We start from the raw sequence: 26,794 nt of genomic DNA, 5'->3' as shown, positions 1-26,794 counted from the left end.
GTATGAAAGCTATCAGTGAATAACAAGTAAAACTTTCGTTTTGGTTGGCTAAATCGAGCCAAATAATTATTGAGTAAATGAACATCAGTTAATTAAAACAGTGACTGAATAGCTCTGTTATTTGGGTAGATATCGTTATTTATAGCGCACAAAAAAGCCGCCCTACCATGTAGGACGGCTTTTCTCAAAACTTTTACTTATAAAATGTACTTATAAGTGGTCGGACATTAGAACTGGTTCATCGTGTTCTTGCCGCCGCCAGCTTTAAGGGCGTTTTCACCAGAGAAGATCTCTTTATGATCATCACCAAGGTCAGAACCCGCCATTGCTTGGTGTTTAACACAAGCGATGCCTTCACGGATTTCTTTACGTTGTACGCCAGCTGCATAAGCAAGCATACCATCTTCACCGAAGTAGCCTTTAGCAAGTTCATGAACGCTAAGAGCCGTGGTGTGATAAGTAGGTAGCGTGATTAAGTGATGGAATACACCTGCTTCACGTGCTGCATCGCGTTGGAAGTTTCTAGCCGCTTCGTCAGCTGCTGTATCAAGCTCAGTACCATCGTAATCAGCACTCATCAAGTCAGCTTTATTATAGGCAGATAGGTCTTTACCTTCTTCTTCCCACTGAGCGATGATTTGCTTACGGAAGTTCAGCGTCCAGTTGAACGATGGGCTGTTGTTGTATACAAGCTTGGCTTTTGGCTGTTGCTCTTTAATACGGTCAACCATCATTTTGATGTGTGCTACGTCTGGAGTCGGTGTTTCGATCCATAGTAGATCAGCGCCGTTTTCTAGAGCAGTTACACAGTCAAGGACCACGCGATCGATGTTGGTGTCTTCACGGAACTGATATAAACCGTTAGGCAAACGAACTGGACGTACTAATTTGCCGTTATGCTTAAGTAAGCTGTCGTTCTCTTTGGCGTTTTCTAGCGTGACTTCTTCCATCTCGATAAAATCGATGTACTGAGAAGCAAGATCGCCTGGCTCATTTGATACTGGGATTTTTTGCGTTAATGACGCGCCTTCAGAGTCAGTACGAGCAACGATAACACCGTCTTCAACACCAAGCTCTAAGAATGCATAACGAATCGCGTTTATTTTAGAGATGAAGTCTTCATGCGGTACGGTAACTTTACCCGCTTGGTGACCACATTGCTTGGCATCAGATACTTGGTTTTCAACCTGAATGGCACAAGCACCCGCTTCAATCATTTGTTTGGTCAATAGATACGTTGCTTCTTCGTTACCGAAACCTGCATCGATATCTGCAATGATTGGCACAACATGTGAATCAAAGTTTTCGATTTTTTCTAAGATAGCTGAGGTGTCTTGACCCGCTTCTTCAGCAGCGTTTAGCTCGCGGAAATAATCGTTCAATACTTTTGCATCTGCTTGACGCAAGAAAGTGTAGATCTCTGCAATCAGCTTAGGTACAGACGTTTTTTCGTGCATAGATTGGTCAGGCAGAGGACCAAACTCAGAACGTAGAGCTGCTACCATCCAACCAGATAGGTAGATGTAAGTTTTAGATGTTGTGCCAAAATATTTTTTCTTCGCATACATGGTTTGCTGTGCAACAAAACCATGCCATGCACCTAGAGACTGGGTGTATTGAGACGTGTCATTGTCATACTCTTCCATGTCTTGACGCATAATTTTTGCGGTGTACTTAGCAATATCTAAACCTGTTTTGAAGCGGTTTTGTGCCATCATACGTGCCGCATCAGTTTCGCTGATGTTCTGCCAGTTACCGTGTTTCTGTTTTAGTTCACGTACTAAATCGATCGCTGATTTATATGCAGTTGACATCTATAGTCTCCTTGGTGGTGAATAAATAAGTAAATTAAAATAATTTTGGTCTATATAGAAAGATGCTGGCAGAAGTAAAAATTTGAAATATAAGCTTCTTCCGTGAGCAGTCTCTACTAAACTATAAGAAAATGGTGATAAAAGCAATTAAAACCTGTCTCTTTGGTCAGCTTTTATTTTTAAGTCTCTTTTTTGAACAATCATTTCAGAGTTAATTGGTTGTTTTATAAGTATGTTTTGCTACTGAAGTAACTATTACCTTAAAGCGTATAAGATATTTGTCCAAGGCTGAAAAATAAGCACAAAAAACTAAGTTTCTATAAGATGCTGTTATAAATTTTATGTCCGTATTTCAGCATGAAAATACGATAAAATGCACTTAGTAACTTATTCATTGATATATGTATTAACAGTCTAATGTTGAATAGTCTCTAATGAGCGCTTGCTAGCCACTATAGCTAGGTTACCTTGATTTATCTAGTTTATGATTGTTATCTTGGGTATTTCGTTTAATTATAGTATATATAAAACAATGGCTTGTGATGGGTAGATTCAGTTATAATAAGCATATTCCAAAATAATTAACATAAAAATATCCTTATATCATGCTGTTAGGGATGAATTGCAATAAATGATAGGATAGAAAATATCACGTTTATGATGGTATTTATTCTAAGATAAAGAGACACATATATGAATTTGCAGCGGGTTGATTTAAATTTATTGGTACATTTGGATGTTTTGTTGCGAGAAAAAAACGTAACGCGCGCCGCTGAGCAGCTAGGCATTACTCAGCCGGCGATGAGTAATATTTTGCGCCGCTTGCGTAAGTTGTTTAACGACCCTTTATTGGTGCGTTCATCAGAAGGGATGACACCGACCGAGCGCGCCCTTGAATTACAGCCTCGTATCCGTGAGATACTTGCCGATTTGACACAAGTGTTAGAGCCACGTACTGAGTTTCGTCCTTATAGCACCTCACGCGTTTTTCGTATTATGACCTCAGATTATGCTGAGGCGACCTTGGTACCAAAATTGGTGAAAGCGCTACGCTCAGAGGCACCCAATGTCATTTTAGATTTCTTAACGCCATCGGATGTGTCTTATCGTGATATGGAGCAGGGGCGTGTAGATTTGGCAATCAACCGCTTTAACGAGATCCCGCAAAGCTTCCATCAAGTGTTGGTATGGCGTGATACCTTTAGCTGCCTGTTATCCTCTGAAAGTCCTTATGCTCATCGCTTTAATCTCAAAAACTATCTTAAAGCGCAGCACGTTTGGGTATCAAAAACTGGTATGGGCGTGGGCTTCGGTGTCAATCCAGAAAAATCTGGTGGCTTAGGTTCTATCGATCAAGCGTTGCAGCGTTTAGGTCAAAAACGTCAAATCAGCGTCTTTACCCGTCACTATCAGATGCCTGCTATGCTGGCCGCAAACAAAGATTTGATTGCGACTTTGCCGACTCGTGTCGCAAAAATGCAGGCTAATAACGACAGCATTATTATGGAAGAGCCACCGTTTTTTATACCAGAATTTGAGCTAACGATGGCGTGGTCGCCGTTATTGCAGCATCATCCGGCGCATCGCTGGTTACGTCAGCTGATTATGCACGTAGCACGTCAAATCGTTAATGATGAAGAAAATCCACCACAAGAAATCCCTGTGATCAATCACTTATTTTAGGTTGTTTATTGTACAACTGTATATGGTCTTCTAAAGCTCAATTATGTATAGTTAAAATATCTCAAAAACGCTACAGTGCTGCTGGTATAAATTTTTTGCAGCCTCTGTCTGCATAGGCACAGCAAGCAAGAAAAATTAATATCAGCAGTACTTGATGTATCGATATTACTTTTCTCTGACTATATCAAACCAGCCATCATGCTGGTTTTTTATTTGTCTAAAATTGTCAAAACTCTCTGCATGAGAGGCTCTATACAAGATTTAGGTTTGCTTAATAACACCGTCACATTCTTAACATCTTACGCACAATTCTTTATAACTTGTAAACCTACTCACCAAGCACTTTGTTATGATAGTCAAACATTAAGAAAAATGATGAATAAAATATCTATTGTTAAGTTTTTCTATAAAGTTGAGCTGTTAGCAATAGGTTGTTTTATAGACTAAAGAAACTCTAATAAATAAGGATAATAATCATGGCAGATATTACTACTGTAAACCCAGCAACAGGCGAAGACATTAAAGAATATAATTATATGAGTAATGATGAGGTCAACAACATTGTTGAAGCCTCGCACCAAGCGTTTCTAGAATGGCGTAAAACTAGCCATAAAGAGCGTGCGAAGGTTATTAACTCTATTGGCGAGACCTTGATGAAGTACAAAGAGGAGCTGTCTCGTCTTATGACTGAGGAGCGCGGTAAACTATATAGTCAGAGTCTACAAGAAATTGATCTGTGTAAAGCGATTTGTGATTACACCGCAGAGAAGGGTGTGGCCGCGCTTGCTGATGATGAACGTGACATCGAAGGTCTCAAAAAAGGTATTGTCACTTATCAGCCCATTGGCGTTATCTACGGTATGCAGCCTTGGAACTTTCCAGCTTATCAAGTGTTCCGTTATACCATCGCCAATTTGATGGCAGGTAACAGTATTTTGCTTAAGCACGCAGCAAATGTGACTGGTTCTGGCTTATTAATTGAAAAAATCTTCCATGAGTCTGACTTACCGAACGATTTGTTCCGTACGATTCTCATTGATCATGATCAGTCAGAAAAGTTAATTGGTAATGATAAAGTACGCGGTGTGACGCTTACTGGTAGTGATGGTGCAGGTAGCATTGTCGGTCAGCAAGCAGCAAAAGCAATCAAAAAAGCAGTCTTAGAGTTGGGTTCAAATGATGCATTTATCGTTTTAGAAGATGCTGACTTAGAGCTTGCCGTACAAACTTGTACTTTAGCGCGTCTGATAAATAATGGCGAAACTTGTGTTGCTGCAAAACGCTTTATCGTTGTCGACAGTTTATATGACGAGTTCCGTAAGCGCATTGTTGAAGAGTTTGCAAGTAAAAAAGCCGGCGATCCTATGGATGACAGCTCTGATCTTGGTCCATTAGCGCGTAAAGATCTGCAAGAAAAATTGCATGCGCAAGTAGAGGAGAGCGTAAGCAAAGGCGCTACTATCTCTGTTGGTGGTAAATTACCAGAAGGTAAAGGGAGCTTCTATCCAGCGACTATTTTGGAAAATGTTGAAAAAGGTCAGCCAGCTTACGATGATGAGCTATTTGGTCCAGTAGCATCACTAATACGTGCTAAAGATCAAGACGATGCGTTACGTATTGCTAACGACAGCCGTTATGGCTTAGGTGGCGCTATCTTCTCTAAAGACGAAGAAAAAGCGATTCGCCTAGCCAATGAGCAGTTTGATACGGGTATGGTCTATATCAATGGTTATGGCCTTGCAAATCCAGCATTACCCTTTGGTGGCGTGAAAAACTCGGGTCATGGTCGCGAGCATGGTGGTTTCGGTATTAAAGAGTTCGTAAACATCAAAGGTGTACACGTTCATAACAGTTAAGAATACGTACAGATTTTAAAGTTACAATACTTTAAGGTTTAAGTAGCGAAAAGCCCAGTCATTCATAAATTGAGTGACTGGGCTTTTTTTGGTCGATAGTTTGAAATGAGTGCTACTTTTCTTTGCTTGTTGCCATTGCTTTAACTGTTTAAATATAGCTTCAAAGGTAGCGTCGGCATACAGGTGCGCTGCTGATTTAATAATTGCTCGTTATTCAACGACAATACACCTTTGGCTAATAACAAAATTGTCCAAGGTAACAGCTGATGTTCAAGCTTTTGCACGCGCGTTTGCAAACTGTCAGCAGTATCTTTTTGATGCACTTCTAGCCAGGCTTGGGTCAAAACAGCACCTGCATCGAGCTCAGCGGTAACGACATGAATGCTACAGCCGTGCTGACGCTCACCTGCTTGAATGACACGCTGATGAGTATCCAAACCTTTATAAGCAGGCAAGAGTGCAGGATGCAGATTAATCATTGGTGCTGGCGTGTTATCAATAAAACCAGCACTTAAAACACGCATAAAACCAGCTAACACAATCAAGTCAGGTTGCCATGTGGTTAGTTGGGCGCTGGCATGACTCTCAAAAGTTTTGATTCCCATGCGTTTGCCACTAGCAACGTGAGATAAGACCGCCACTGGAATGTCAGCATCTTTTGCCCGTGTGATGGCATAAGCGTCTTCACGGTTACTAATAACGCCGACAATCTCAATTGGTAGCGCACCAGCTTGCATAGCATCAATCAATACTTGTAAGTTGCTACCGCTACCAGATACCAAAACGGCAATGCGTAATGGTTTGTTGGCATGACTGGTGTTATTGGCTAGCATTAACGGTACACCACAGCATCCGCTTCGCGCTTGACCATTTCACCTAATTTCCATGCTTTTTCGCCAGCATCATTCAAGGTTTGGATAGCAGCTTCGGCTTTATCTTTGGGTACGACGATAACAAACCCAACGCCGCAGTTAAAGGTACGATACATCTCGCTTTGCTCGATATTACCTTGGTTTTGTAACCAAGTGAATAGCTCTGAGAACTGCCAGCTATTCGTATCGATGCTAGCGGCTAGCGTTTCAGGTAATACACGTGGCAGGTTATCGGTTAAGCCGCCGCCAGTAATATGTGACATCGCATGTAGGGCTGAGCTACCAAGGGTATCTTGTAGCGCTTTAATCGCTTTAACATAAATACGGGTCGGTGCCATCAAGGCATCTTGGATAGACTGACCATCTAGCTGCTCATTGCTACTAGTCACATCCACACCGCTGACTTCAATGACTTTACGTACCAATGAGTAGCCATTGGAATGCGCGCCACTTGAGGCAAGAGCAATTAATACATCGCCTTCAGCCACGTTTTCGCCAGTGATGACTTCTGCTTCTTCAACCACACCGACGCAGAATCCCGCTAGGTCATAATCGTCGTCCTGATACATGCCTGGCATCTCAGCCGTTTCGCCGCCGATAAGCGCGCAATTTGATAATTTACAGCCTTCACCTATACCCGTAACAACAGTAGCTGCAACATCGACGTCAAGCTTACCAGTTGCATAGTAGTCTAAGAAAAACAAAGGCTCAGCACCGCAAACCAATAAGTCGTTGACACACATAGCGACCAAGTCGATACCAATGGTGTCATGTCGATTCAATTGTAATGCCAGTTTAAGCTTAGTGCCGACACCGTCAGTACCCGAAACTAATAACGGTGAGGTGTAACCAGTCGGAATGCGACAAAGCGCCCCAAAGCCGCCAAGTCCGCCCACCACTTCAGGACGTGAGGTGGCTTTTGCCACGGATTTAATACGTTGCACCAACGCATCGCCAGCATCAATATCAACGCCAGCATCTTTGTAGCTTAAAGAAGGCTTGTTACTCATGGTCATCTCACAAATTTTATAGGGAATGAAGGTCAGTCAGTAAAAACGCGTGTCGGTCATATGAATTTTGCAGATTGTGCGCGCATTATACCCAAAAATCACCCTTACTCGCAAAACAACTTGCTTTTATTTGACCTAAATTTGCTTGATATCTATCTAATATTTCAGAAAGACGGCAATAAAGATGACATGAAAATTAAGAAACAAAAAATGACGGCTTTTTTATAGGACTCTGCGATAATAGAAGGCTAAAATTATGGTCAATAACTGTTTGCTATTGGAATGTTGTCGTTCAATAAGATCTATCATCAACTTTAAATCAAATCACTCTTTTAAATAAGCCCATTCGTAGGACTAGCCTTCATGACAAACCAATCAATAGACCCCTTTTTTCGACGCCTATTTATCGTCGTTGCTATTGTTGTGGCTATGGTTTTATTGTATTTAATGATGCCGGTCATTGTGCCGTTTGTCTTTGCTTTTGTATTGGCTTATTTGTTTAATCCATTGGTCAAACGCTTATCAAAATATATCAAACGTTGGATTGCCATTATTATTGTGTATTCGACGATTACGTTGAGTATGGTGCTACTACTCTGGTGGTTGATACCGACATTGTGGCATCAGCTGCAAGCAGCATGGGATTATCTGCCACAGCTTTTAACTTGGTATAATGAAGTCGTCCGTGAATGGTTTGCTAGTAATAGCCGTATTCGTCTACCAGAGCTTGAGTCTAAAGGCTTCTCTGAGACCTTGGTTGAATACATGCAAACCAATTATAAGTTTGAAGATGCCGGTACCATGATGAGCCAAATACTGGCGTCTAGCATGAACTTTATCAATAATGCTGGGCTGATTGTACTGGTGCCGATTTTGACCTTTTATTTCTTATTTAATTGGGAGCAACGCTTACATACATGGAAAATGGCGATACCTGCGCCATACTGTAAAAAAGTGATTCAAATTGCGCAAGAGTGTGACCGTGCGTTGATGGCTTTTATTAAAGGTCAGCTATTGGTGATGGTCTTACTAGGTGCTATTTATGCTGTGCAATTGCAGCTTATTGGGCTTGAGCTTGGGCTGATTATTGGTATGGTTGCAGGTATTGCTAGCTTTGTACCGTATTTGGGCTTTGGGATTGGCTTCGTTGCCGCGATTATCGCCTGTCTGTTTCAGTTTGGCCTAGATTGGACGTATTTATCCTTGATTGCTGGCGCATTCTTGATTGGACAAGCTGCCGAAGGCTATATCTTGCAACCGCTACTATTGGGCGACAAAATTGGTCTATCGCCATTATGGGTAATATTTTCGGTACTGGCAGGTGCAAGTTTGCTCGGTTTCGTTGGTATGCTGATTGCGCTGCCAGTGTCTGCTGTCTTGAACGTGTTATTCCGTCATTTTTATACTCATTATCAAACGACTGACTTTTATAAAGGTCGTAAGCAGTTGGCATTGTTTGAAAAAAAATAATGTTGTTGTATGTATAACTGCTATGAAGTCCTTCAGGTTACAGGACATATCATAGTCGTTTGCCTGCGTGATAAAATAGGATTGATTGGGTGTTATGAGTAAAAGACTTGTCAGTCATTTTGCAAATATGTTATATATAGGCGCAGTAGTAACGGTATTGACCTTTACTAGGTTGGCTTTGGCTAAAATGAATTTTACCAAAGTCAGTTTATAAGTATATTAGTCGTTTAGCCTTTTTATTGATTGTGCTACGCAAACCGAGTTGATGATTCATGGCAGAAGCACAGCTAAGTCTCAATCTGGACATAAAGCATGATGCAAGTCTCAGCGACTTCGCCGGTCCGGGTTGGATGTCTATTATCGATGCAGTACGGCAGCTCCATGTCGGCCTGATAGGTCAGCTGTACCTATTTGGCAGTCCTGCTACTGGCAAATCGCACTTATTATCCGCTATTTGTGAGTCGTTTATTGAGATGGACAAGTCAGCGATTTGTCTGTCGTTAAACGAGCTGATTCATACCGATGTCAATGTATTATCATCGCTAGAAAATTTCTCTTTGATTGCGATCGATGATTTGGAAGTCATTGAACAAAACAGCCAATGGCAAGAAGCTTTATTTCATCTGATCAATCGTAGCCGCGAAGGGCAGCGCCAACTTTTATTTGCCGCTAATAAGCCTGCATCCGAGCTGCCGTTTCAATTGAGAGATTTGCTCACCCGTTTGGCACAAGCGCCCTCATTTAAAGTACCGACAGGACATGATTTTGCAGACCGCGAAGCATTATTACAGTCAATATTACGCAGACGTGGTTGGCAGTTTGATGAACGTATTACCAATTATCTGCTCACTGAAGGACCGCATCGTATTGGCGCAATGATGGAGGTGCTCAATTACATTCAACCCATGTTCTCCAACTTGGGTCGTAGTAATATATCAAAAGCGGTCATTGCTGACGCGCTGCGTACGATTGATGAGCAGACGCTTGCTGCTGAACTTGCTGATATCGCACAGGAATCGCAAGTAGACAATGATGCCGCTGATCAAGACCATCATACTCAGCATACGATGCCACTTGATTTTTAGCAGTCAGAACACAAACTTTCTATCCGAAATGCTTTTTACTACTATTGGAAAAATTATGAAATCAAATGCGTCTTTGCTAAAAAAACTGTCTATCAGCGCTGTGTTTGTTGGGGCAGCTTCTGTGTCTATGCTGTCTCAAGCGGCAGTTACTTTAGTGGTCGATGATCATATCAAAGTGACGGCAATTAATGGTCAAGAGCTGACACAGAGTCTTCTTCAGCCATTGACCAAGTCATTTACCTTGCAGCCAGGTAAGCATGTGATTACCGCTAAATATGATCGTCTTTATGATCTGCGCCGTGATGAGCATGATTATTTGCGTTCAGGTAACGTCAGTGTGGCCGCTGAATTGGCAGACAATCAGACCTACCGCTTAACCATGCCAAATCAGCCAGAAGACTATGCAGCTGCCAAGAAGTATGCTGAGCGTCCAACGCTTGCGATACAAAGTAATAACACCATCATTGCCAGTCAAGAAAGTGTCGGTGGCAATAGCAATAGCTTATTCTCAGGTCTTGGTAAAGCATTAGGTGGCGTATTCGGTGGTAGCGGTGATGCTGAGCTACAAAACCAACGTGCGATAGCTGCACTCGATCAGCCATCCGTGAGTACTAACAAGTCAGTAACTACAGGTGCTACTGTGACGCAAACGACAAGTGTCAACGCATCTACCAGTTCACTTGATCAGTTTATGCAAATTTGGCTACAAGCCACACCTGCTGAGCGTGAAAAAATGCGTCAATGGATGCAAAAGTAAGCTTTGAGATAAAAAAGTAAAAAGATTGCACATAAAAAAAGCACCTATATTAGGTGCTTTTTTTATATCTTAGATTTTGTGACTATTCAGCTTTTAGCCCAAAAAAGCATTATACATCCATATTAATTTTTCTTGCTCTTGTACATAAGCATCAACAAGATCGGCTGAACCCTGATCTTCTGCTTCTGCTGCTAGAGTCGATACTTGACGTTGTTCTTCAATTAGCTCTTGTAAACCTGTCACAACGCCTTTAACACAAGTAGTGCCGTCTTTAACGTTCTTATCTTCTTGAATGCTGGTATGCTGAGCAAAATCGCTATAAGCATGTAACGGTGTGCCGCCTAGGGTCAAAATACGTTCAGCGATTTCATCGATTTGGATTTGCAGCGCGGTATATAGCTCTTCAAACTTTGGATGTAAAGTGAAGAAATGCTCACCTTTGACGTTCCAATGATAACCACGAACATTGATATAAAACATATGATAACTAGATAGCAGACCATTTAACTTGCTGATGACTTCGCTCATATCTGCTTTTTCTAGACCGATCTGGTTAGTGTCGTTATTATTGTTACTCATTATATTATCCTTTTCATTGAGTGTAGGGTTCAAACATCAAGTTATTAAACCTTTAAACTTAAGCAATTTATAGCGAGCGATTATTGAACTAAAGCCTAAATAACCGCTTACTACGCGTTACTCAACCTTTGATGATTACTATTGTAGCAAGCATGCAAAAATAAGTTAAATTAATCAAATTAAAATTTGTAATATATTTTATAAAACAACTAAATCCTTGGTCTAACAGAAAGCAATAAGCCTATTTAGCAGGTATCTGTAAGCTTTCAGAGTTCAGACCTTTCACTGCTACTACTTCTAATAAATGCTGGCGTACTGTATCGATAGGGAATTTTTGAGCTTGCAAGCGTTTAGGAATAATCTGACTGCCTTGCTGACCTTTCATCTCAAACATCATAAAGATATAGTCGTCGGTCTCATCCCAGCTCTTCACAGCGCTCCAAGGAATCACCGCTTGTTGGGTGCTGCCTGCACGCATCTGCATACCGCGCATCTGATTGCTACTAAACATATCTGACTGATTGACCGGCACTGCCATTACCAGACCATGCTTCTGTACACCTAGTTTCATTTGGCGCATCTCGTCAGGCATTTCTTGCTCAGCGACTTGCTTTTCAAACTCTCTTTTCACATACCATTTAAAACCAAGCGTACGAACCAGTAGGTAAATAACAACGGCTGCTAGCATCAGCCAAAAAATAATGGTCGAATAACCTGTCAAAAAAACCAGTCCAGCAACGGCTAAAACCACAGCGACGGCCATGATAATCCATTCTTTCAGTTTGATACTCGACAGACCAAATGACGGGCTGGCACTAGAAAATAGCTCATACTGTGCTTGATGGAATTCTGCCTCGGTTAGGTTTAAGGCAACAGGTTGCAGCGTGTAGGGGTACAGAGCCATAAAGGTTTCTCAAAGACTTATAGTGAAAACGTTAAATTAAAAGCGCCAAACGTCGATAACAAGGTAATATTTGGCTGGAAATAGAATAAAGATATGCGCTTATCTTACCGAAAATCGCCCTTAAATGAAACATATAAGCCACTCTGTTCGCTAATAGACACCATATTTAAGCCATTAGTAAAGGTAAGTCACATTTATAGAGAGCTTGCGACCTTACATTATATTATTAGCACGTTAATATGAATAACTATTTCCTATTTAAAAATTAAGAGAATAGAAACTCAAAACTCAGTCAAGAGATGGGTAAAAAACGGCCAAAACATGGTCAAAACAGCCGCAGCTTGGTATTATAGCGGCTACCACCTAATTTTAAGCAAAATCAGGCTATAGAGCCCAGATTTTCATTATTTTCACACCTTTTATCCACTTTTAGCGCGACAGGCACCTATTATGATAGACCCAAAACTCTTACGCGGCGATTTGACAGATTTACAGCAGCAATTGGCCACCCGTGGTTATACGCTTGATATAGCGTTCTGGCAAAATATTGAGAACGAACGTAAATCGCTACAAGTAAAGACCGAAGAGTTGCAGTCGCGCCGTAATACAGGCGCAAAACAAGTTGGCGTGCTTAAAAAATCTGGCGAAGATGCTAGTGAGTTGCTTGCTGAGATGCAAAGTGTCAGTGGTGAGATTAAGACAGCCGAAGACGAGCTACGTACCTTACAAGAGCGCATTAGCCAAGCAGCAATGCAAATTCCAAATATCCCAGCAGCAGATGTGCCAGTTGGTACATCAGAAGACGATAACGTCGAAGTACGCAAATGGGGCACACCGCGTGAGTTTGATTTTGAGATTAAAGATCATACGCATATTGGTGAGACACTTGGTATGCTCGATTTTGAAGCAGCAACCAAGCTTACAGGAAGTCGCTTTAACGTCTTAAAAGGACAATTGGCGCAGATGCATCGTGCGTTGATTCAGTTTATGCTCAATACCCATACGATCAAGTATGGCTATACTGAAACTTATGTACCGTATATTGTTAATTCTGAAAGTTTAAAAGGTACAGGTCAGCTGCCTAAGTTTGAAGATGATTTGTTTAAATTGACCAATCATACCAATAATGATGACATGGATTTTTATCTCATTCCAACCGCTGAAGTGCCAATGACCAACTTGGTACGCGGCGAGCGCTTAGATATCAAAGAGCTACCGTTGAAATTTACCGCGCATACGCCGTGTTTCCGTAGTGAAGCTGGCTCGCATGGTCGTGATACCCGTGGTCTGATTCGTCAGCATCAGTTTGAAAAAGTTGAGATGGTTAATATTGCCACAGCTGAGCAGTCAGATGAGTTGCTTGAAGCGATGACTGGACAAGCAGAATTTATTTTACAGCAGCTTAATTTGCCATACCGCACCGTCAAATTGTGCACCGGCGATATGGGTTTTGCCGCCCAAAAAACTTATGATATCGAAGTCTGGTTACCAAGCCAAGAGACCTATCGTGAAATCTCAAGCTGCTCAAACTGCGGCGATTTCCAAGCACGCCGTATGGGTACACGTGTTAAGGACGGCAAACAAACCAGTTTAGCTCATACCTTAAACGGTTCGGGTTTAGCAGTAGGTCGTACATTATTGGCAGTGATGGAAAACCATCAAAACGCTGATGGTAGTATTACGATTCCAGAAGTATTGCGTCCGTTTATGGGTGGTGCTGACATCATTTTATTATAGTTTTTTGATATGCGGGTTTTTGACATATAGTTATTTGATGATTGATGCAATTAGTGAGTTGGTATTCAGGCTCGCCGATTGTGTTTTATTGCAGTAAGTATTGGTCAAATTGATAAAACTGATACAAATTATTATTAAATACGAACGGTTCTGTTAGCGCATTTTTGCGCTAGATAGAGTGCAAATATGTTAATATTACCCCTGTATTTACAGATTATTCGTTAAGGGCGCCTATTGCGTCCTTATTTTATGACCCTCTGAGTAAACTCTCCTCTTATCCTCCATACTTCTATCCGAATATTAGGACACTCTATGCCAGCTCCAATTAGCGAACGTAAATTAGCCAATGCCATCCGCGTACTGTCGTTTGACGCGGTTCAAAAAGCCAATTCTGGGCACCCGGGTGCACCAATGGGCATGGCTGATATTGCCGAAGTTTTGTGGCGCAAGTTTTTAAAGCATAATCCTGCTGACCCAAGCTGGCACAACCGTGATCGTTTTGTCTTATCAAACGGTCATGGGTCGATGCTTATCTATTCATTGCTACATTTATCAGGCTATGACGTTAGCGTTGATGACCTAAAAGGTTTCCGTCAATTACATTCGAAAACGCCGGGTCATCCAGAGCTTGGCTATACGCCAGGTGTTGAAACCACCACTGGTCCATTAGGACAGGGTATTGCCAATGCGGTTGGTTTTGCAATTGCAGAAAAAACGTTGGCAGCGCAATTTAATCGTGATGGTCATAATATTGTCGATCATCATACTTATGCGTTTTTAGGCGATGGCTGCTTGATGGAAGGTATTAGCCATGAAGTCTGCTCATTGGCTGGCACGTTAGAGCTTGGCAAATTGGTATTTTTCTATGATGACAATGGCATCTCTATCGATGGTAATGTCGAAGGTTGGTTCACTGATGATACGCAAGCGCGCTTTGAGTCTTATGGCTGGCAAGTTATCAAGGTCGATGGTCATGATACTGATGAGATTACGCAAGCAACTGAGCAAGCGATTAAAGAAACGACTAAGCCAAGCTTAATCATTTGCAAAACGACTATTGGCGCTGGTAGCCCAAATAAACAAGGCTTAGCAGCCAGTCATGGCGCGCCACTTGGCGATGATGAAATCGTTTTAACCCGTGATGCATTATCTTGGACGCATGCGCCGTTTGAGCTAGATGATGAAATCTATCAAGCGTGGGATGGTAAAGCGAAAGGCGACGTCTTACAGAAAAACTGGAACGCGAACTTTGACGCTTATAAGAAGGCTTATCCAGAGTTAGCAACTGAGTTGCTTCGTCGTTTAGAGGGTGACTTACCAGCTGATTTTGAGCAAAAAGCGCAAGAGTATATCCAGCAAACTCAAGAGCAGGGCGGTGATGTTGCCAGTCGTAAGGCCAGCCAAAATGCCATCAATACCTTACAGCCATTACTGCCAGAATTACTTGGTGGCTCAGCGGATTTAGCAGGCTCAAACCTCACGCTATTTAAAGACGCCAAAGGCATCCAAGACGATGACGCGGGCAACTATATCTATTATGGTGTGCGCGAATTCGGTATGACGGCCATTGCTAACGGTATCGCGTTACATGGCGGCTTTGTTCCTTATGTTGCGACGTTCCTGATGTTTATGGAATACGCACGTAATGCGGTACGTATGGGCGCGCTCATGAAGCAGCGTGTGATTCATGTCTATACTCATGACTCAATCGGTCTCGGTGAAGATGGTCCAACGCATCAGCCAGTTGAGCAATTGACCAGCTTACGTACCACGCCAAATCTACGTACATGGCGTCCTTGTGATGCGACTGAATCAGCAAGCGCTTGGGTTGAGGCAATTAAATCAGAAAATAATCCATCTGCCTTGATTTTCAGTCGTCAAAGCTTGCCACACCAAGCGCGTGACCGCGAGCAAGTAGCAAACATCACCAAAGGTGGTTATGTACTTGCAAAAGAGCAAGGCGAGCTACAAGCGATTATCATCGCAACTGGCTCAGAAGTCGGTCTTGCTATGCAAGCTTACGCGACCTTGAGCGAAAATGGCGTCGGTGTACGTGTGGTCTCTATGCCGTGTGCAGAAATCTTCGTTGAGCAAGATACTAGCTACCGTGAAGCGGTATTGCCTGCCAATACTCGCGCCCGCGTCGCAGTAGAAGCAGCACACGTCGATTACTGGTATAAGTTCGTTGGTTTAGACGGTAAAGTGATTGGCATGACGACTTATGGTGAATCAGCGCCTGCTGATGAGTTATATAAAGAGTTTGGTATCACCACTGAAGCCGTGGTTGATGCGGTGAATAGCTTGGTGTAAGTATTTAAAACTGCTCAAACAAAAAAGAGTTGCTAGGATTTCTAGCAACTCTTTTTTTTATGTTCTTTTAAGTCTTTCAGAGCTTAATTAGCAGCAATCAGTTTCCCTGATATCTCAAGCGGGATGATATTGCTAATCACTTTTGGAAAAGCAGTAACCCCGTAGTTGTAACGATCTACCAAGCCCGTCGCGCGAAATTTTAAGGTAGGTCTAGAGGTGACAGGATCATTCTCTACATCTGATAACGTTACTCTCACCGTCAAAGGTTTGGTTTGACCCAACACTGTAAAGTCACCGGTCACATTGGCTTCTTTAGTATTTATCATGCTGACTTTTTTAGAAACAAAAGTCATCGTCGGATATTGTTTCGTATTCAAAAGCTCCTTTCGGCGCAAAAATGAATCTCTCAAGCTGCGATCAGTATCGATACTATTGGTAAAAACGGTAAAATTAATGGTCGTGCTTGCAGGTTTATTGACGTCATAATTGATGGCGCCATTGACCTTATTGAACCTGCCGTCAGTCATGGCTTTACCCAAATAATTGACCTCGAACTCGACATTGGTCTTTGGGACGTCCAGTTTCCATTTTTGCGGAACGGTCGCCGCCAATCCTATGACTGGTAATGATAATAGTAGGCAGCTGCTGAGTGTGATTTTCAGCAAAGAGGTGACAGGTGTGGTCATATGTCTGATCCAAAGAGAAATAGGAGGTATATCAGTAGTTAAAATAATTTAATTCAAGTGGTTCTATAGTAATTAATCCGTGCTCTATTCTTTTTAAAATCAATCGACTATAGTAAGGCGATATCCTACTACAATTAAGCGATTTCAATGTACTATTAAAGTTATAAGCACTTGAGGCGTGTTAGGTAAATGGTTTAAGACAGCATACTATTTTAATTATAAGTGTTTTTATCTTTTTTATTGGAAGACGATTATGTCCCTCATGTCCAGCTTCAAAGGTGTCTTAGGCGAAACAGTCATTAATGTTGCCATGTGGTTAAAGCTAGAAAAAGACCTTTATCACCGTTTAAATAATATCACTTTACCATTAGCCAATGGTGGTAGTACCCAAATCGACCATGTCATTGTCTCTAAATATGGCATCTTTGTCATCGAAACCAAAAACTATAAAGGCTGGATATTTGGTAATGAGGCGCAAAGACAGTGGACGCAAGTCATTATGGGTCGCAAGTATAAGTTCCAAAACCCATTACGCCAGAATTATTTGCATATCAAAACGCTGGCGGATTTATTAGCATTAGAGATGAGCTACTTTCATTCGATGATTGCGTTCATTGGAGAGTGTGAGCTAAAAACTCGCGATGAGTTGCCGGAGCACGTATTGACGAGTGGGATGGTGTCTTATATTAAAAGAAAGCAGGATGAGATACTTACTGAAGACGAGGTCACATCCATCGTTGAGCAGATTAACAGCAATAGATTTAGTAAGTCGTGGCGCACTAATAGAGAGCACAAAGCTTATCTAAAGGATAAGCATAGCAATCCAAGCAAGTCGTCTAGCAATAACTCTAATGGTAAGTCAGTTGCTACAACTACTGCTAAGTCTACATCTGAGCCGATAGTAAAAGAAACCGCTAAACGAGCCAGGCTGAAAAGTAGAGCAGTGCATCGATGGTCTGGTCAAACTGAGATTGAGTCTAGCGATTTACCAATTGATAGTTTGAGTACTCAGCAGATAAGTTCGCCGCATGATATTACTGATAAAGTTTTTCTCACACCCTTTGAGGTTATAGAGACTGAGCCACAAGTGCATTACCCTGCGACACTTGTGGCGATAGACAATATAGCTAATTTCATCCAAGCACCAACTTGCCCGAGATGTAATAGTGAGATGGTCAAACGCGTTGCAAAAAAAGGCGCCCATCTTGGGCAGACCTTTTTTGGTTGTAGCCAATTTCCAAAATGTCGCGGAGTAGTCAATACAAATTGAGCCCAAATGAAACTTGATTTTGGGCTCGATTAATCATCTTAAACTATGTTAAGCAGGGACTGACTCAGCATGCACGTGATTGGCCTTGATAAGGTCTGCTATTTTTTCAGCAATCATAATCGTCGGTGCGTTGGTATTGGCACTGATTAAGGTTGGCATCACTGAAGCATCGATGACCCTTAGTCCATTTACGCCGCGTACTTTTAATTCTAAATCAACGACTGAATCGCTGTCTGAGCCCATACGGCAAGTGCCTACAGGGTGGTAGATAGTGTCTGATTTATTACGGATATAGCCAAGCATACCGTCTTTTTCGATATAGGGGGCAGGGTAGTCCTCAGTGATGTATTCAGCCATTGGCGACTCTTGCATAATGGCGCGCGTACGCTCTGCACCAGCGACCATATACTCTACATCTTTCGGATGCGAAAGATAGTTTGGATCAATTAACACGGCGTCAGAGGGATTGGCAGAATCGAGTCTGACCGTACCACGGCTTTCAGGGCGTAAATAGCAGGTATGACAAGAAACGGCAAATCCCCTTCTAAGATCACGTCCGTGTTCAATCACGCGAGATATCACAAAATGCAGCTGGGTATTTGGCCATTCTTGTGGGTCGTCACCGACGCTAAAGAACGCGCCAGCTTCTGCATAATTGGTAGATAACAGACCTGTGCCATCTTTTCGCCATTGCCGAATACTTTTGGTCAAGGTTGAAATAGTTGCTATACCAATACCGATGACATCAGTAGTATTAACTTCATAATCAAAAACGACGTCCAAATGATCTTGTAAGTTACCGCCAACGTCGGGCGCATCTACCAATACCTCGATGCCATGAGACTGCAAATGTTCAGCAGGACCAATGCCTGATAGCATCAAAACTTTGGGTGAGCCAAAAGTGCCGCCTGATAATATCACTTCATGGCGAGCCATAACCGTATGCTCGACACCATCCTTTTCATAGATCACGCCAGTCGCTTGTTTGTCTTCAAAGATGACGCGGTCAGCTTGTGCGTGGGTGATGACGGTTAGATTGGGTCGGCTTTGTACTGGATGTAGATAAGCAGCAGCGGCAGAACAGCGTTGACCTTGTTTTTCCCCATGAAAATGGGTGACTTGATATAATCCTGCACCGTCTTGTTTTTTGCCGTTAAAGTCATCATTTTGATCTAAACCATTGGCAATAGCAGCTTCTACAAAAGCTTTTGAGATATCGCGTGGACTTAGTAAATCACTGACATGCAGTGGTCCACTATCACCATGCAGCTCGTCCGCGCCGTGGATATTGTTTTCTGATTTGATAAAGTAAGGCAGTACATCATCAAAACCCCAGCCTGTGCAACCTTGCTCAACCCAGCGTTCATAATCAAGCGCACTGCCACGCGTATAAATCATGGCATTGATAGCGGAGGAGCCACCCAAACATTGACCGCGCGGTTGAAAGCCGCGTCGGTTATTAAGATGGATTTGCGGAGTAGTGTGAAAGCACCAATTGTTTAATTTTAGTGGCTTGCCCGGCACCATCAAAATCAGTCCAGCAGGTACGCGAACTGCCAAGTCTTTGCCCTCACCACCATATTCTAACAAGCAGACACTGATGTCTGGGTTTTCTGTTAATCGGCTGGCAAGCACACAGCCAGCTGAACCGCCACCAACGATGACGTAATCAAAGTTTCCATCAAGTTCCATTTTATATTCCCTGTAGCATCCATGCTCATTAAAACGTATTTATTGAAATAGCTTACGCTTTAGAGTATCTATTATTTTGCTGCAATAATGAAGTAAAAATGACTACAAGGTATAAGGTTGTTATAAATTTTCATATATATCAATTGTTTAGGTAATAAAAAGGGTGGCGTAGTAAGTCTGATATCTTATTGTCTGTTATTAAATGTTAGACCGCACAGACTTCTGAACGCACAATGAATCGCTTGCCTTCGGGTATCTCAAGTGAAAAACTGGCACCACGTCCATCTACCACATCAATGGTCAGATCGGTATGCTGCCACAATTTGTATTGAGGTTTGCCCATGTAAAACGGACAGCCGCTGAGCTCACCGACCAGCACATCTTGCCCACCGACCTTAAACTCACCTAATGGATAACACATCGGCGAGCTGCCATCGCAGCAGCCTCCTGATAGATGAAACATCAATTCGCCATGCTTGGATCTTAATAGTTCGATTAGCTCTTTACAGGATTCTGTCGCCGTGACGTTCATAATAATTTCCTTATCATTTATGGATAGCTCATTCTTATTGATGCCTTATTAAAGCAAAAATGCAATCTACCTTACGATAGATTGCATTTATTTATCTAAAATCAGTACATGTTTTTAGATTAAAAGAAGCCCATCGCTTTAGGACTGTATGAAACCAGCATGTTTTTGGTCTGCTGATAATGATCGAGCATCATTAGATGGTTTTCACGACCAATACCAGACTGCTTATAACCACCAAATGCTGAATGCGCAGGATAAAGGTGATAGCAATTCGTCCAAACGCGACCAGCTTTAATGCCACGACCGAAACGATAAGCGCGAGTACCATTACGCGTCCATACACCAGCACCAAGACCGTATAAGGTATCATTGGCGAGCGCCATTGCTTCTTCATCATCTTTAAAGGTCGTCACAGCAAGCACAGGACCAAAGATCTCTTCTTGGAACACGCGCATGTCATTCGTGCCTTCAAAGATGGTTGGCTGCACATAATAACCGTTTGCCATGTCGCCATCATGTTTGGCAAGTTCGCCACCGACTAAGACTTTGGCACCTTCTTTTTTACCGATATCGAGGTAAGAGAGGATTTTTTCTAGCTGATCTGAGCTGGCTTGCGCGCCAATCATAGTATCGGTATCAAGCGGGTTGCCCATTTTGATGGCTTTAACGCGGGCGATACAGCGTTTCATAAATTCATCATAGATGCTTTCGTGTACGAGTGCACGTGATGGGCAAGTACAAACCTCGCCTTGGTTTAGCGCAAACATGACCAGACCTTCGACGGCTTTGTCTAAGAAGTCATCGTCTTCATCCATGATATCGGCAAAGAAGATGTTTGGACTTTTACCGCCTAGCTCTAGCGTTACAGGAATGATATTTTCACTAGCGTATTGCATGATGAGGCGACCAGTGGTGGTCTCACCAGTAAAGGACACTTTGTCGATACGTGGGTTGGAAGCGATTGGTTTACCGGCTTCAACACCGAAGCCATTAACGACGTTCAGTACGCCTTTAGGCAGAATGTCCGCCGCGCCTATTAAGTCCAGCATAAATAAGACAGAAGCAGGGGTTTGCTCGGCAGGCTTGAGGACGACACAGTTACCCGCTGCAAGAGCAGGTGCAATTTTCCAGATCGCCATTAGAATAGGGAAGTTCCAAGGGATGATTTGACCGACGACGCCAAGTGGCTCATGAAAATGATAAGCGACCGTATCTTCATCAATTTGGCTGATACCGCCTTCTTGCGCGCGAATCACACCAGCGAAGTAACGCAAGTGGTCAATGGCGATTGGAATATCTGCGGCTAGGGTTTCACGTACGGGTTTGCCGTTTTCATAGCTTTCGGCAATAGCGATGGCCTCTAAATTGGCTTCGATACCATCGGCAAGTTTGAGCAACATATTAGAGCGTTCAGTAACGCTGGTTTTGCCCCATGCATCTTTGGCGGCATGAGCGGCATCTAGGGCAGCTTCGACATCTGCTTCTTTTGAGCGTGCGATTTGGCAGAAGATTTTACCGTCGATTGGACTTGAGTTGTCAAAGTACTCGCCATCGATTGGCGCGACCCACTCACCATTGATAAAGTTACCATATTTTTCGCGGAATTGGACGGGACTGTTTTCAGTATTGGGATAAGCGTATAACATGAACGATTCCTTGTTGTGTAATATAGTTATGTAGCCTTACTTGACCATCCTGACCAAGCTATGACTCTATCGTACTGAGCTTTGGCTCCAAGCGATAATGACTTTTTATAATGATATGCTTTGTATCACATAACTTAAAGTTATGCGAGGTAGGACGGTTAAAGTGGTTCGCAAAATGGATGTAGCTGTTATAATTGAGGTTAAATACTTTTAGCTCGTCATGGTTATGAATTTAATCCTGTCAGCTTTCTTTCTTATACTCTTGGTTGGTTTGGATATATGCGTCAATCTTCTGCTCTTGATATTTTAAAAACAGGTCAAAACGTCTTTTTGACGGGCTCAGCAGGTTCAGGTAAGACTTATACACTTAACCAATATATCGATTATCTACGCGCGCGTCGGGTACCGGTTGCTGTGACCGCGAGTACAGGCATTGCCGCCACTCATATGAATGGCACGACCATTCATAGTTGGTCGGGCATTGGTATTAAGGATGAGCTAACGGATCGCGATTTAACCAATTTATCACGTAAGCAGTTTTTGGCAGATAGATTAAAAGACACCGCGGTACTTATCATCGATGAGATATCGATGCTGCATGCCAAGCAGATTAATTTGGTCAGCCAAGTGCTTAAGCATGTACGCAAAAATGACAAAGCTTTCGGTGGTATCCAAGTCGTTGTTGCAGGCGACTTTTTTCAGTTACCACCGATTGGTAGCAAGGGCGAGAGCAATCGTGAGAAGTTTGCCTTTATGAGTGAGGCGTGGCTTGATGCTAAGTTTCACATCTGCTATCTGTCTGAGCAACATCGGCAGGTCAGCGACGCGGCAAATGGTGGGCTTGATTTAGACGATATTCTCAATCAAATCCGTCGTCAAGAAGTCACCTTTGAGGCGATTGCCGCCTTAGAAGCTACTTTTGATCAAAACGTCGATATCAAGCGTACGCGTCTTTATACGCACAATCTAAACGTTAATAAAATCAATGACAAAGAGTTGGCTGATTTGTCTGGCGAGATGATGCGCTTTGAAGCCACATCTGTTGGCGATAGTAAACTGGTTGAGACGCTAAAGAAGACGGTTCGTACTCAAGATGACTTGGTATTAAAAGTTGGCTCAAAGGTGATGTTTATCAAAAACAATACCGAGCTTGGCGTGTCTAACGGTACGATGGGTGAGCTGATTGGCTTTGCTGCTGTCAAAATTGATGATAGCAAAGAAAGTAGTGACGATTTAATCGAAGACGATGATATTGGTAGCGATAAAGACAGTGATGTTGGTAACGATAAGCAGGCTGCCAAAAGCGCAAAAGAAAAAGCCAAAAAAGATAAAGCAAAAGTTAAAAAGCCAACGACACAAAAAATGCCAGTGGTTAGGTTAAATACTGGGCGTGAGGTTATCGCTGAACCGGAAGAATGGATTATCGAGGACGAGACGGGCGATGTGCTCGCAAGCTATGAGCAAGTGCCATTATGTCTAGCTTGGGCGATTACCATTCATAAGTCGCAAGGTATGACGCTTGAAGCTGCTGAGATTGACCTGTCACGTACCTTTGAGCTTGGTCAAGGATATGTGGCGTTATCACGGTTAAAATCGCTGGCAGGTCTGCAGTTGCTCGGTATGAATGAAATGAGCTTGCAGCTTGACCCACTGGCACGCGGTGCAGATAAGCGTTTTTTAGTGCTGTCTGATGAAGCGGATGCCAATTATGCAATGCTTGATGAAGAAAGCATGACACAGGCACATGAGAAGTTTATTCTAAAGTCCGGCGGTACATTAAGCAAGTCAGTGATTGATGCTTATGCCACTCTACAAACAAAGCGCCGTGAACAGCAGCAAGCGCAAATAGGAAAAAAACAGAAACTTGGCAATCAAGTGTCTGATAAGTCAGACAGTACCTTACTTGCCACACGAATACTTCTTGAAGAAAGTTTATCTATCGCGGAAATATCGCAAGCACGGCAGCTGTCACAGTCTACCATTATGCGCCATATTGCTGAGCTGAAATCTCAAGACCCGAGCCTCGCTTGTGATCATCTGCGGCCAGAAGATGAGGTTATGACGGCAGTGGGTAATGCCTATGTGGCGATTAAAGTTGCTAATAACCCAAATGATTTTAATGATGATGGTAGTATTAAGCTGCGTCCGATATTTGAGCATTTAAAACAAAGCGCTGATTACAATACCATTCGTTTGGCATTGATATTTATTACTCCGTAGTCATTCTGAAGTCATAAGTGAATTTTTTAAAAGATGACTCTTTTATCTGCAACTGTTTTATTCGCGACTGCCTATATAGTTAATTCACTTATAAAAGGGTGCAGAGCTACTGGGGTTAATTATTCGCAGCCTCTGTCTGCGTAGGCACAGCAAGCAAGAAAAATTAACCCCAGTAGTACCTTATAACATTTGTATTTCTTTTATTCGCGAACGACTATATTTTGCGTGGCGCTTTTTTGATCAGCCGATGGCATTCAATTTTAGCCTTCATTTTTTATTTCTATTACAGCGATAACTTGTTATGCCTGATTTTTCTAGTGCTACCTACCGTTTGACGTCTAATCCTGCTACATCAGGGTTTCATACGACCAGTGACCAGACTCAGCCTTTGCGAGTGGCTATCAATGGTTTTGGTCGTATTGGTCGCAATGTATTGCGTGCGTTATTAGAGCGCTTTGAGGTGCTAGGACGTGCTATTCATGTGGTCGCGATTAATGATTTAGCGCCTGCCGAAACCTTATTACATTTACTGAGGTTCGATAGCACACATGGGCGTTTGAGCCAGCTTGGCGTGACAGCGGATATCGTACAAGATGGCTTCACCGATCATAAGCAAAAGCCCTGTGCGACAGCAAAAAACGATATTCAGCTGTGCTTGACCAAAAATAATCTTACTTACTGCATTCGTTTATTATCAAGAGAAAACCCAGAGACACTGCCATGGAAAGAGTTGCAGGTCGATGTGGTGCTTGAGTGCACCGGACATTATCGCTCATATGAGCAGGCAAGCTTGCACATAGAGGCGGGTGCCAAACAAGTGATTATCGGTGCCGCACCCTTTGACCATGTCGATGCTTGTATCGTGATGGGCGTCAATAGCGATGCTTTGACGCGTGATCTGCCTATTATCTCTAGCGTCTCTTGTACCACTCAGGCGCTCGTACCGCTCATCGATACCCTTGACAAGGCGTTTGGTGTAGAGTCAGCTATGATGACTGAGATTCATGCAGTGACGGCTGATCAAACCGTACTTGACCAAGCGCACCGTGACCTAAGGCGTGCGCGCGCCTCTGGTTATAACATTATTCCGACGACTTCAAGCAGTATCGCTGCTACGGAACGCGTGCTACCAAATATGGTGGGTAAGATAAATGGTCATTCTATTCGTGTGCCAACGATTGATGTTGCTGCGATTGATGTGACGTTTGTATTTGAGACGCCAAATGTCAGTATTGAAGCGATACGTGACGTTTTAAAATCAGCGAGTCAGGCGCATTTAGCGACGATCATGGACTATACGGAGGAGCCGCTGGTCTCAAGTGACTTTATCCACCAGACTGAATCATTGATTATAGATGGGCAACAACTGATGCAAGTCGGCAATCAATACAAGGTTTTTGCTTGGTACGACAATGAATGGGGCTATGCCAATCGCATGCTTGATATGTGCTTGCATCTTGCTTCAAACAAGCTTTAGATTTATGATTACAAGCCGTTTAAAAAATAATTTAATTTTTTTGACATAACTGCTTGCATTCTCATTTCAGATCGCTATAATGATGCACAAATGGAGACGTGGCAGAGCGGTTGAATGCACCGGTCTTGAAAACCGACAAGGGTTAATAGCCCTTCGAGAGTTCGAATCTCTCCGTCTCCGCCAAATTCGAAAATCCCCAATCAGCAATGATTGGGGATTTTTTTATGTTTCTGTTTTATATTGCTATAGATTTTAAAACCTTCGTCTTATTTGGCTAGTAACTCGTCAAATTCGATTTCCTGCCCATCCGCTAATATCATTTTACCCTCAGTGATTTCAATGCTTACTCCTGTGTTATTTTTAATAGCACGCATAACATTGATGTCTTCGATACTGCTCTCAATGATTATCTTGCCAGATTGTTCTGGAGCGATAGGCGGCTCAAACTGGGTTAATGGCACGTTGAAGCGTTTATTCTTGGTCAAACGTTTCTCTTTCATCGTGAGAGTACCTTGAAAACTTTCGATAGCTAATTTGCCATGATTTGACAGCATAAACTGTAGCTTGACTTGGTTTAAGCTGTCACTATCGCTGGTTTTGACTGGTAATAGGGCAACAGGATAATTGAGGTGATTGGCAGTTTCGAGCTTTTGACTGGTTACAATGGGACTTTTCTTACCCGTTGGGTTGTTTGGATGTAGGCGCTCATATTCGCGCTGTTGGATCAAAGCTTGTTTAATAGTAATACGCGGCATCGCGCCTGATTCATAGGCGCTACTAAGCTTCATACGTAGCATATAACGACTTAGCAGCTTTCTATCTGCTTCAGGTAGACGCTCAAAGGTATCGCCCAGTGTTTTTTGCCACTGATCAGAGTTGGTCGGTATGGTTTGCTGGCTAGGATCTACTTGCGGCTGCGAGCAACCGTACAGGGCAGGAAACAGCCCCAAGCTCACAGTCAATAACACAACTTTGTTTAAACGTTTGTATAAACCCATTATCTGATACCTCCATATGAGCCGTGATAGTTGTTATCTTAATGTATTGTATCTCACAGTTGTGTATGTTTATTTATCGCTAAATAAAGATGAGTGCAGTATTATCAATCGCAAAAAAAGACCAAGCACCGTTAGGTTAACTTAGTCTTTATTAAGGCTTCGAATATTAGCTACTCAAGCGGTTAAATACTCAAAT

20 protein-coding genes and 1 tRNA gene are annotated in these 26,794 nt (G+C 42.6%); 11 read left to right on the top strand and 10 right to left on the bottom strand.

Annotated elements, in window-relative coordinates; genetic code table 11:
- Window positions 1-227 precede the first annotated feature (227 nt).
- Window positions 228-1,814 (bottom strand): isocitrate lyase, encoded by a 1,587-nt coding sequence (locus PCRYO_RS09510; RefSeq protein WP_011514180.1) that lies wholly within the window; start codon window positions 1,812-1,814, stop codon window positions 228-230.
- Window positions 1,815-2,507: 693 nt separating this feature from the next.
- On the opposite strand from PCRYO_RS09510, the gene PCRYO_RS09505 reads away from it, so the two are divergent.
- Complete coding sequence (locus tag PCRYO_RS09505; protein WP_011514179.1) at window positions 2,508-3,497, top strand: LysR family transcriptional regulator; 990 nt, start codon at window positions 2,508-2,510, stop codon at window positions 3,495-3,497.
- A 476-nt stretch (window positions 3,498-3,973) separates the two neighbouring features.
- On the top strand, window positions 3,974-5,353 hold the full coding sequence (locus PCRYO_RS09500) for an NAD-dependent succinate-semialdehyde dehydrogenase (protein WP_011514178.1): 1,380 nt from the start codon (window positions 3,974-3,976) through the stop codon (window positions 5,351-5,353).
- 140 nt (window positions 5,354-5,493) lie between these two features.
- On the opposite strand, the gene purN is transcribed toward PCRYO_RS09500, so the two are convergent.
- Both purN and purM read right to left on the bottom strand, forming a co-directional pair.
- Window positions 5,494-6,186, bottom strand: a complete 693-nt coding sequence (gene purN, locus PCRYO_RS09495) for a phosphoribosylglycinamide formyltransferase (RefSeq protein WP_011514177.1) — start codon at window positions 6,184-6,186, stop codon at window positions 5,494-5,496.
- Complete coding sequence (purM, locus tag PCRYO_RS09490) at window positions 6,186-7,235, bottom strand: phosphoribosylformylglycinamidine cyclo-ligase (RefSeq protein ID WP_011514176.1); 1,050 nt, start codon at window positions 7,233-7,235, stop codon at window positions 6,186-6,188. Before purM ends, purN begins: the two co-directional genes overlap by 1 nt.
- Window positions 7,236-7,598: 363 nt before the next feature.
- On the opposite strand from purM, the gene PCRYO_RS09485 reads away from it, so the two are divergent.
- The 3 genes from PCRYO_RS09485 (at window position 7,599) to PCRYO_RS09475 (ending at window position 10,547) form a co-directional block, all read left to right on the top strand.
- Entirely contained in the window at window positions 7,599-8,705 is a 1,107-nt protein-coding gene (locus PCRYO_RS09485) for an AI-2E family transporter (RefSeq protein ID WP_011514175.1), read from the top strand.
- Window positions 8,706-8,977: 272 nt separating this feature from the next.
- On the top strand, window positions 8,978-9,790 hold the full coding sequence (gene hda, locus PCRYO_RS09480) for a DnaA regulatory inactivator Hda (protein WP_011514174.1): 813 nt from the start codon (window positions 8,978-8,980) through the stop codon (window positions 9,788-9,790).
- Between the two features lie 55 nt (window positions 9,791-9,845).
- Window positions 9,846-10,547: a DUF2057 family protein gene (locus PCRYO_RS09475; RefSeq protein ID WP_011514173.1), complete on the top strand. Its 702-nt coding sequence runs from the start codon at window positions 9,846-9,848 to the stop codon at window positions 10,545-10,547.
- 93 nt (window positions 10,548-10,640) lie between these two features.
- Here the strand turns inward: PCRYO_RS09475 and PCRYO_RS09470 are convergent, their stop codons facing one another.
- Both PCRYO_RS09470 and PCRYO_RS09465 read right to left on the bottom strand, forming a co-directional pair.
- Entirely contained in the window at window positions 10,641-11,126 is a 486-nt protein-coding gene (locus PCRYO_RS09470) for a Dps family protein (RefSeq protein ID WP_011514172.1), read from the bottom strand.
- Window positions 11,127-11,367: 241 nt separating this feature from the next.
- On the bottom strand, window positions 11,368-12,030 hold the full coding sequence (locus tag PCRYO_RS09465) for a YcxB family protein (RefSeq protein WP_011514171.1): 663 nt from the start codon (window positions 12,028-12,030) through the stop codon (window positions 11,368-11,370).
- Window positions 12,031-12,480: 450 nt separating this feature from the next.
- On the opposite strand from PCRYO_RS09465, the gene serS reads away from it, so the two are divergent.
- Together serS and tkt are read left to right on the top strand one after the other, a co-directional pair.
- Entirely contained in the window at window positions 12,481-13,767 is a 1,287-nt protein-coding gene (gene serS / locus PCRYO_RS09460; protein WP_011514170.1) for a serine--tRNA ligase, read from the top strand.
- 312 nt (window positions 13,768-14,079) lie between these two features.
- The gene (gene tkt, locus PCRYO_RS09455) at window positions 14,080-16,077 is read left to right on the top strand and encodes a transketolase (RefSeq protein ID WP_011514169.1); all 1,998 of its coding nucleotides are present in this window, start codon (window positions 14,080-14,082) and stop codon (window positions 16,075-16,077) included.
- 83 nt (window positions 16,078-16,160) lie between these two features.
- On the opposite strand, the gene PCRYO_RS09450 is transcribed toward tkt, so the two are convergent.
- Window positions 16,161-16,763 carry a YceI family protein gene (locus tag PCRYO_RS09450; RefSeq protein WP_011514168.1) on the bottom strand — a complete coding sequence of 201 codons (603 nt, stop codon included), beginning with the start codon at window positions 16,761-16,763 and terminating at the stop codon, window positions 16,161-16,163.
- 253 nt (window positions 16,764-17,016) lie between these two features.
- On the opposite strand from PCRYO_RS09450, the gene PCRYO_RS09445 reads away from it, so the two are divergent.
- Window positions 17,017-18,033, top strand: a complete 1,017-nt coding sequence (locus PCRYO_RS09445; protein WP_011514167.1) for an NERD domain-containing protein — start codon at window positions 17,017-17,019, stop codon at window positions 18,031-18,033.
- A gap of 48 nt (window positions 18,034-18,081) precedes the next feature.
- Here the strand turns inward: PCRYO_RS09445 and PCRYO_RS09440 are convergent, their stop codons facing one another.
- From PCRYO_RS09440 to PCRYO_RS09430, 3 genes are all read right to left on the bottom strand, one after another.
- Window positions 18,082-19,725: a GMC family oxidoreductase gene (locus PCRYO_RS09440; protein ID WP_011514166.1), complete on the bottom strand. Its 1,644-nt coding sequence runs from the start codon at window positions 19,723-19,725 to the stop codon at window positions 18,082-18,084.
- 205 nt (window positions 19,726-19,930) lie between these two features.
- Entirely contained in the window at window positions 19,931-20,257 is a 327-nt protein-coding gene (locus PCRYO_RS09435; RefSeq protein WP_011514165.1) for a DUF779 domain-containing protein, read from the bottom strand.
- Between the two features lie 119 nt (window positions 20,258-20,376).
- Window positions 20,377-21,903: an acetaldehyde dehydrogenase ExaC gene (locus PCRYO_RS09430; RefSeq protein ID WP_011514164.1), complete on the bottom strand. Its 1,527-nt coding sequence runs from the start codon at window positions 21,901-21,903 to the stop codon at window positions 20,377-20,379.
- Window positions 21,904-22,182: 279 nt separating this feature from the next.
- On the opposite strand from PCRYO_RS09430, the gene PCRYO_RS09425 reads away from it, so the two are divergent.
- The 3 genes from PCRYO_RS09425 (at window position 22,183) to PCRYO_RS09415 (ending at window position 25,783) form a co-directional block, all read left to right on the top strand.
- A complete protein-coding gene (locus PCRYO_RS09425) occupies window positions 22,183-24,123 on the top strand; it encodes an AAA family ATPase (protein ID WP_011514163.1) in 1,941 nt (646 codons plus the stop codon).
- Window positions 24,124-24,424: 301 nt separating this feature from the next.
- Window positions 24,425-25,600, top strand: a complete 1,176-nt coding sequence (locus PCRYO_RS09420; protein WP_011514162.1) for a type I glyceraldehyde-3-phosphate dehydrogenase — start codon at window positions 24,425-24,427, stop codon at window positions 25,598-25,600.
- 92 nt (window positions 25,601-25,692) lie between these two features.
- Window positions 25,693-25,783: transfer RNA gene (locus PCRYO_RS09415), tRNA-Ser, on the top strand.
- A gap of 83 nt (window positions 25,784-25,866) precedes the next feature.
- Here the strand turns inward: PCRYO_RS09415 and PCRYO_RS09410 are convergent.
- Window positions 25,867-26,598: a hypothetical protein gene (locus PCRYO_RS09410; protein WP_011514161.1), complete on the bottom strand. Its 732-nt coding sequence runs from the start codon at window positions 26,596-26,598 to the stop codon at window positions 25,867-25,869.
- Window positions 26,599-26,794: the final 196 nt, after the last annotated feature.

It is taken from the genome of Psychrobacter cryohalolentis K5, assembly GCF_000013905.1.
GTDB classification, from domain to species: domain Bacteria; phylum Pseudomonadota; class Gammaproteobacteria; order Pseudomonadales; family Moraxellaceae; genus Psychrobacter; species Psychrobacter cryohalolentis.
This window is presented reverse-complemented; position numbering and strand designations above follow the sequence as displayed.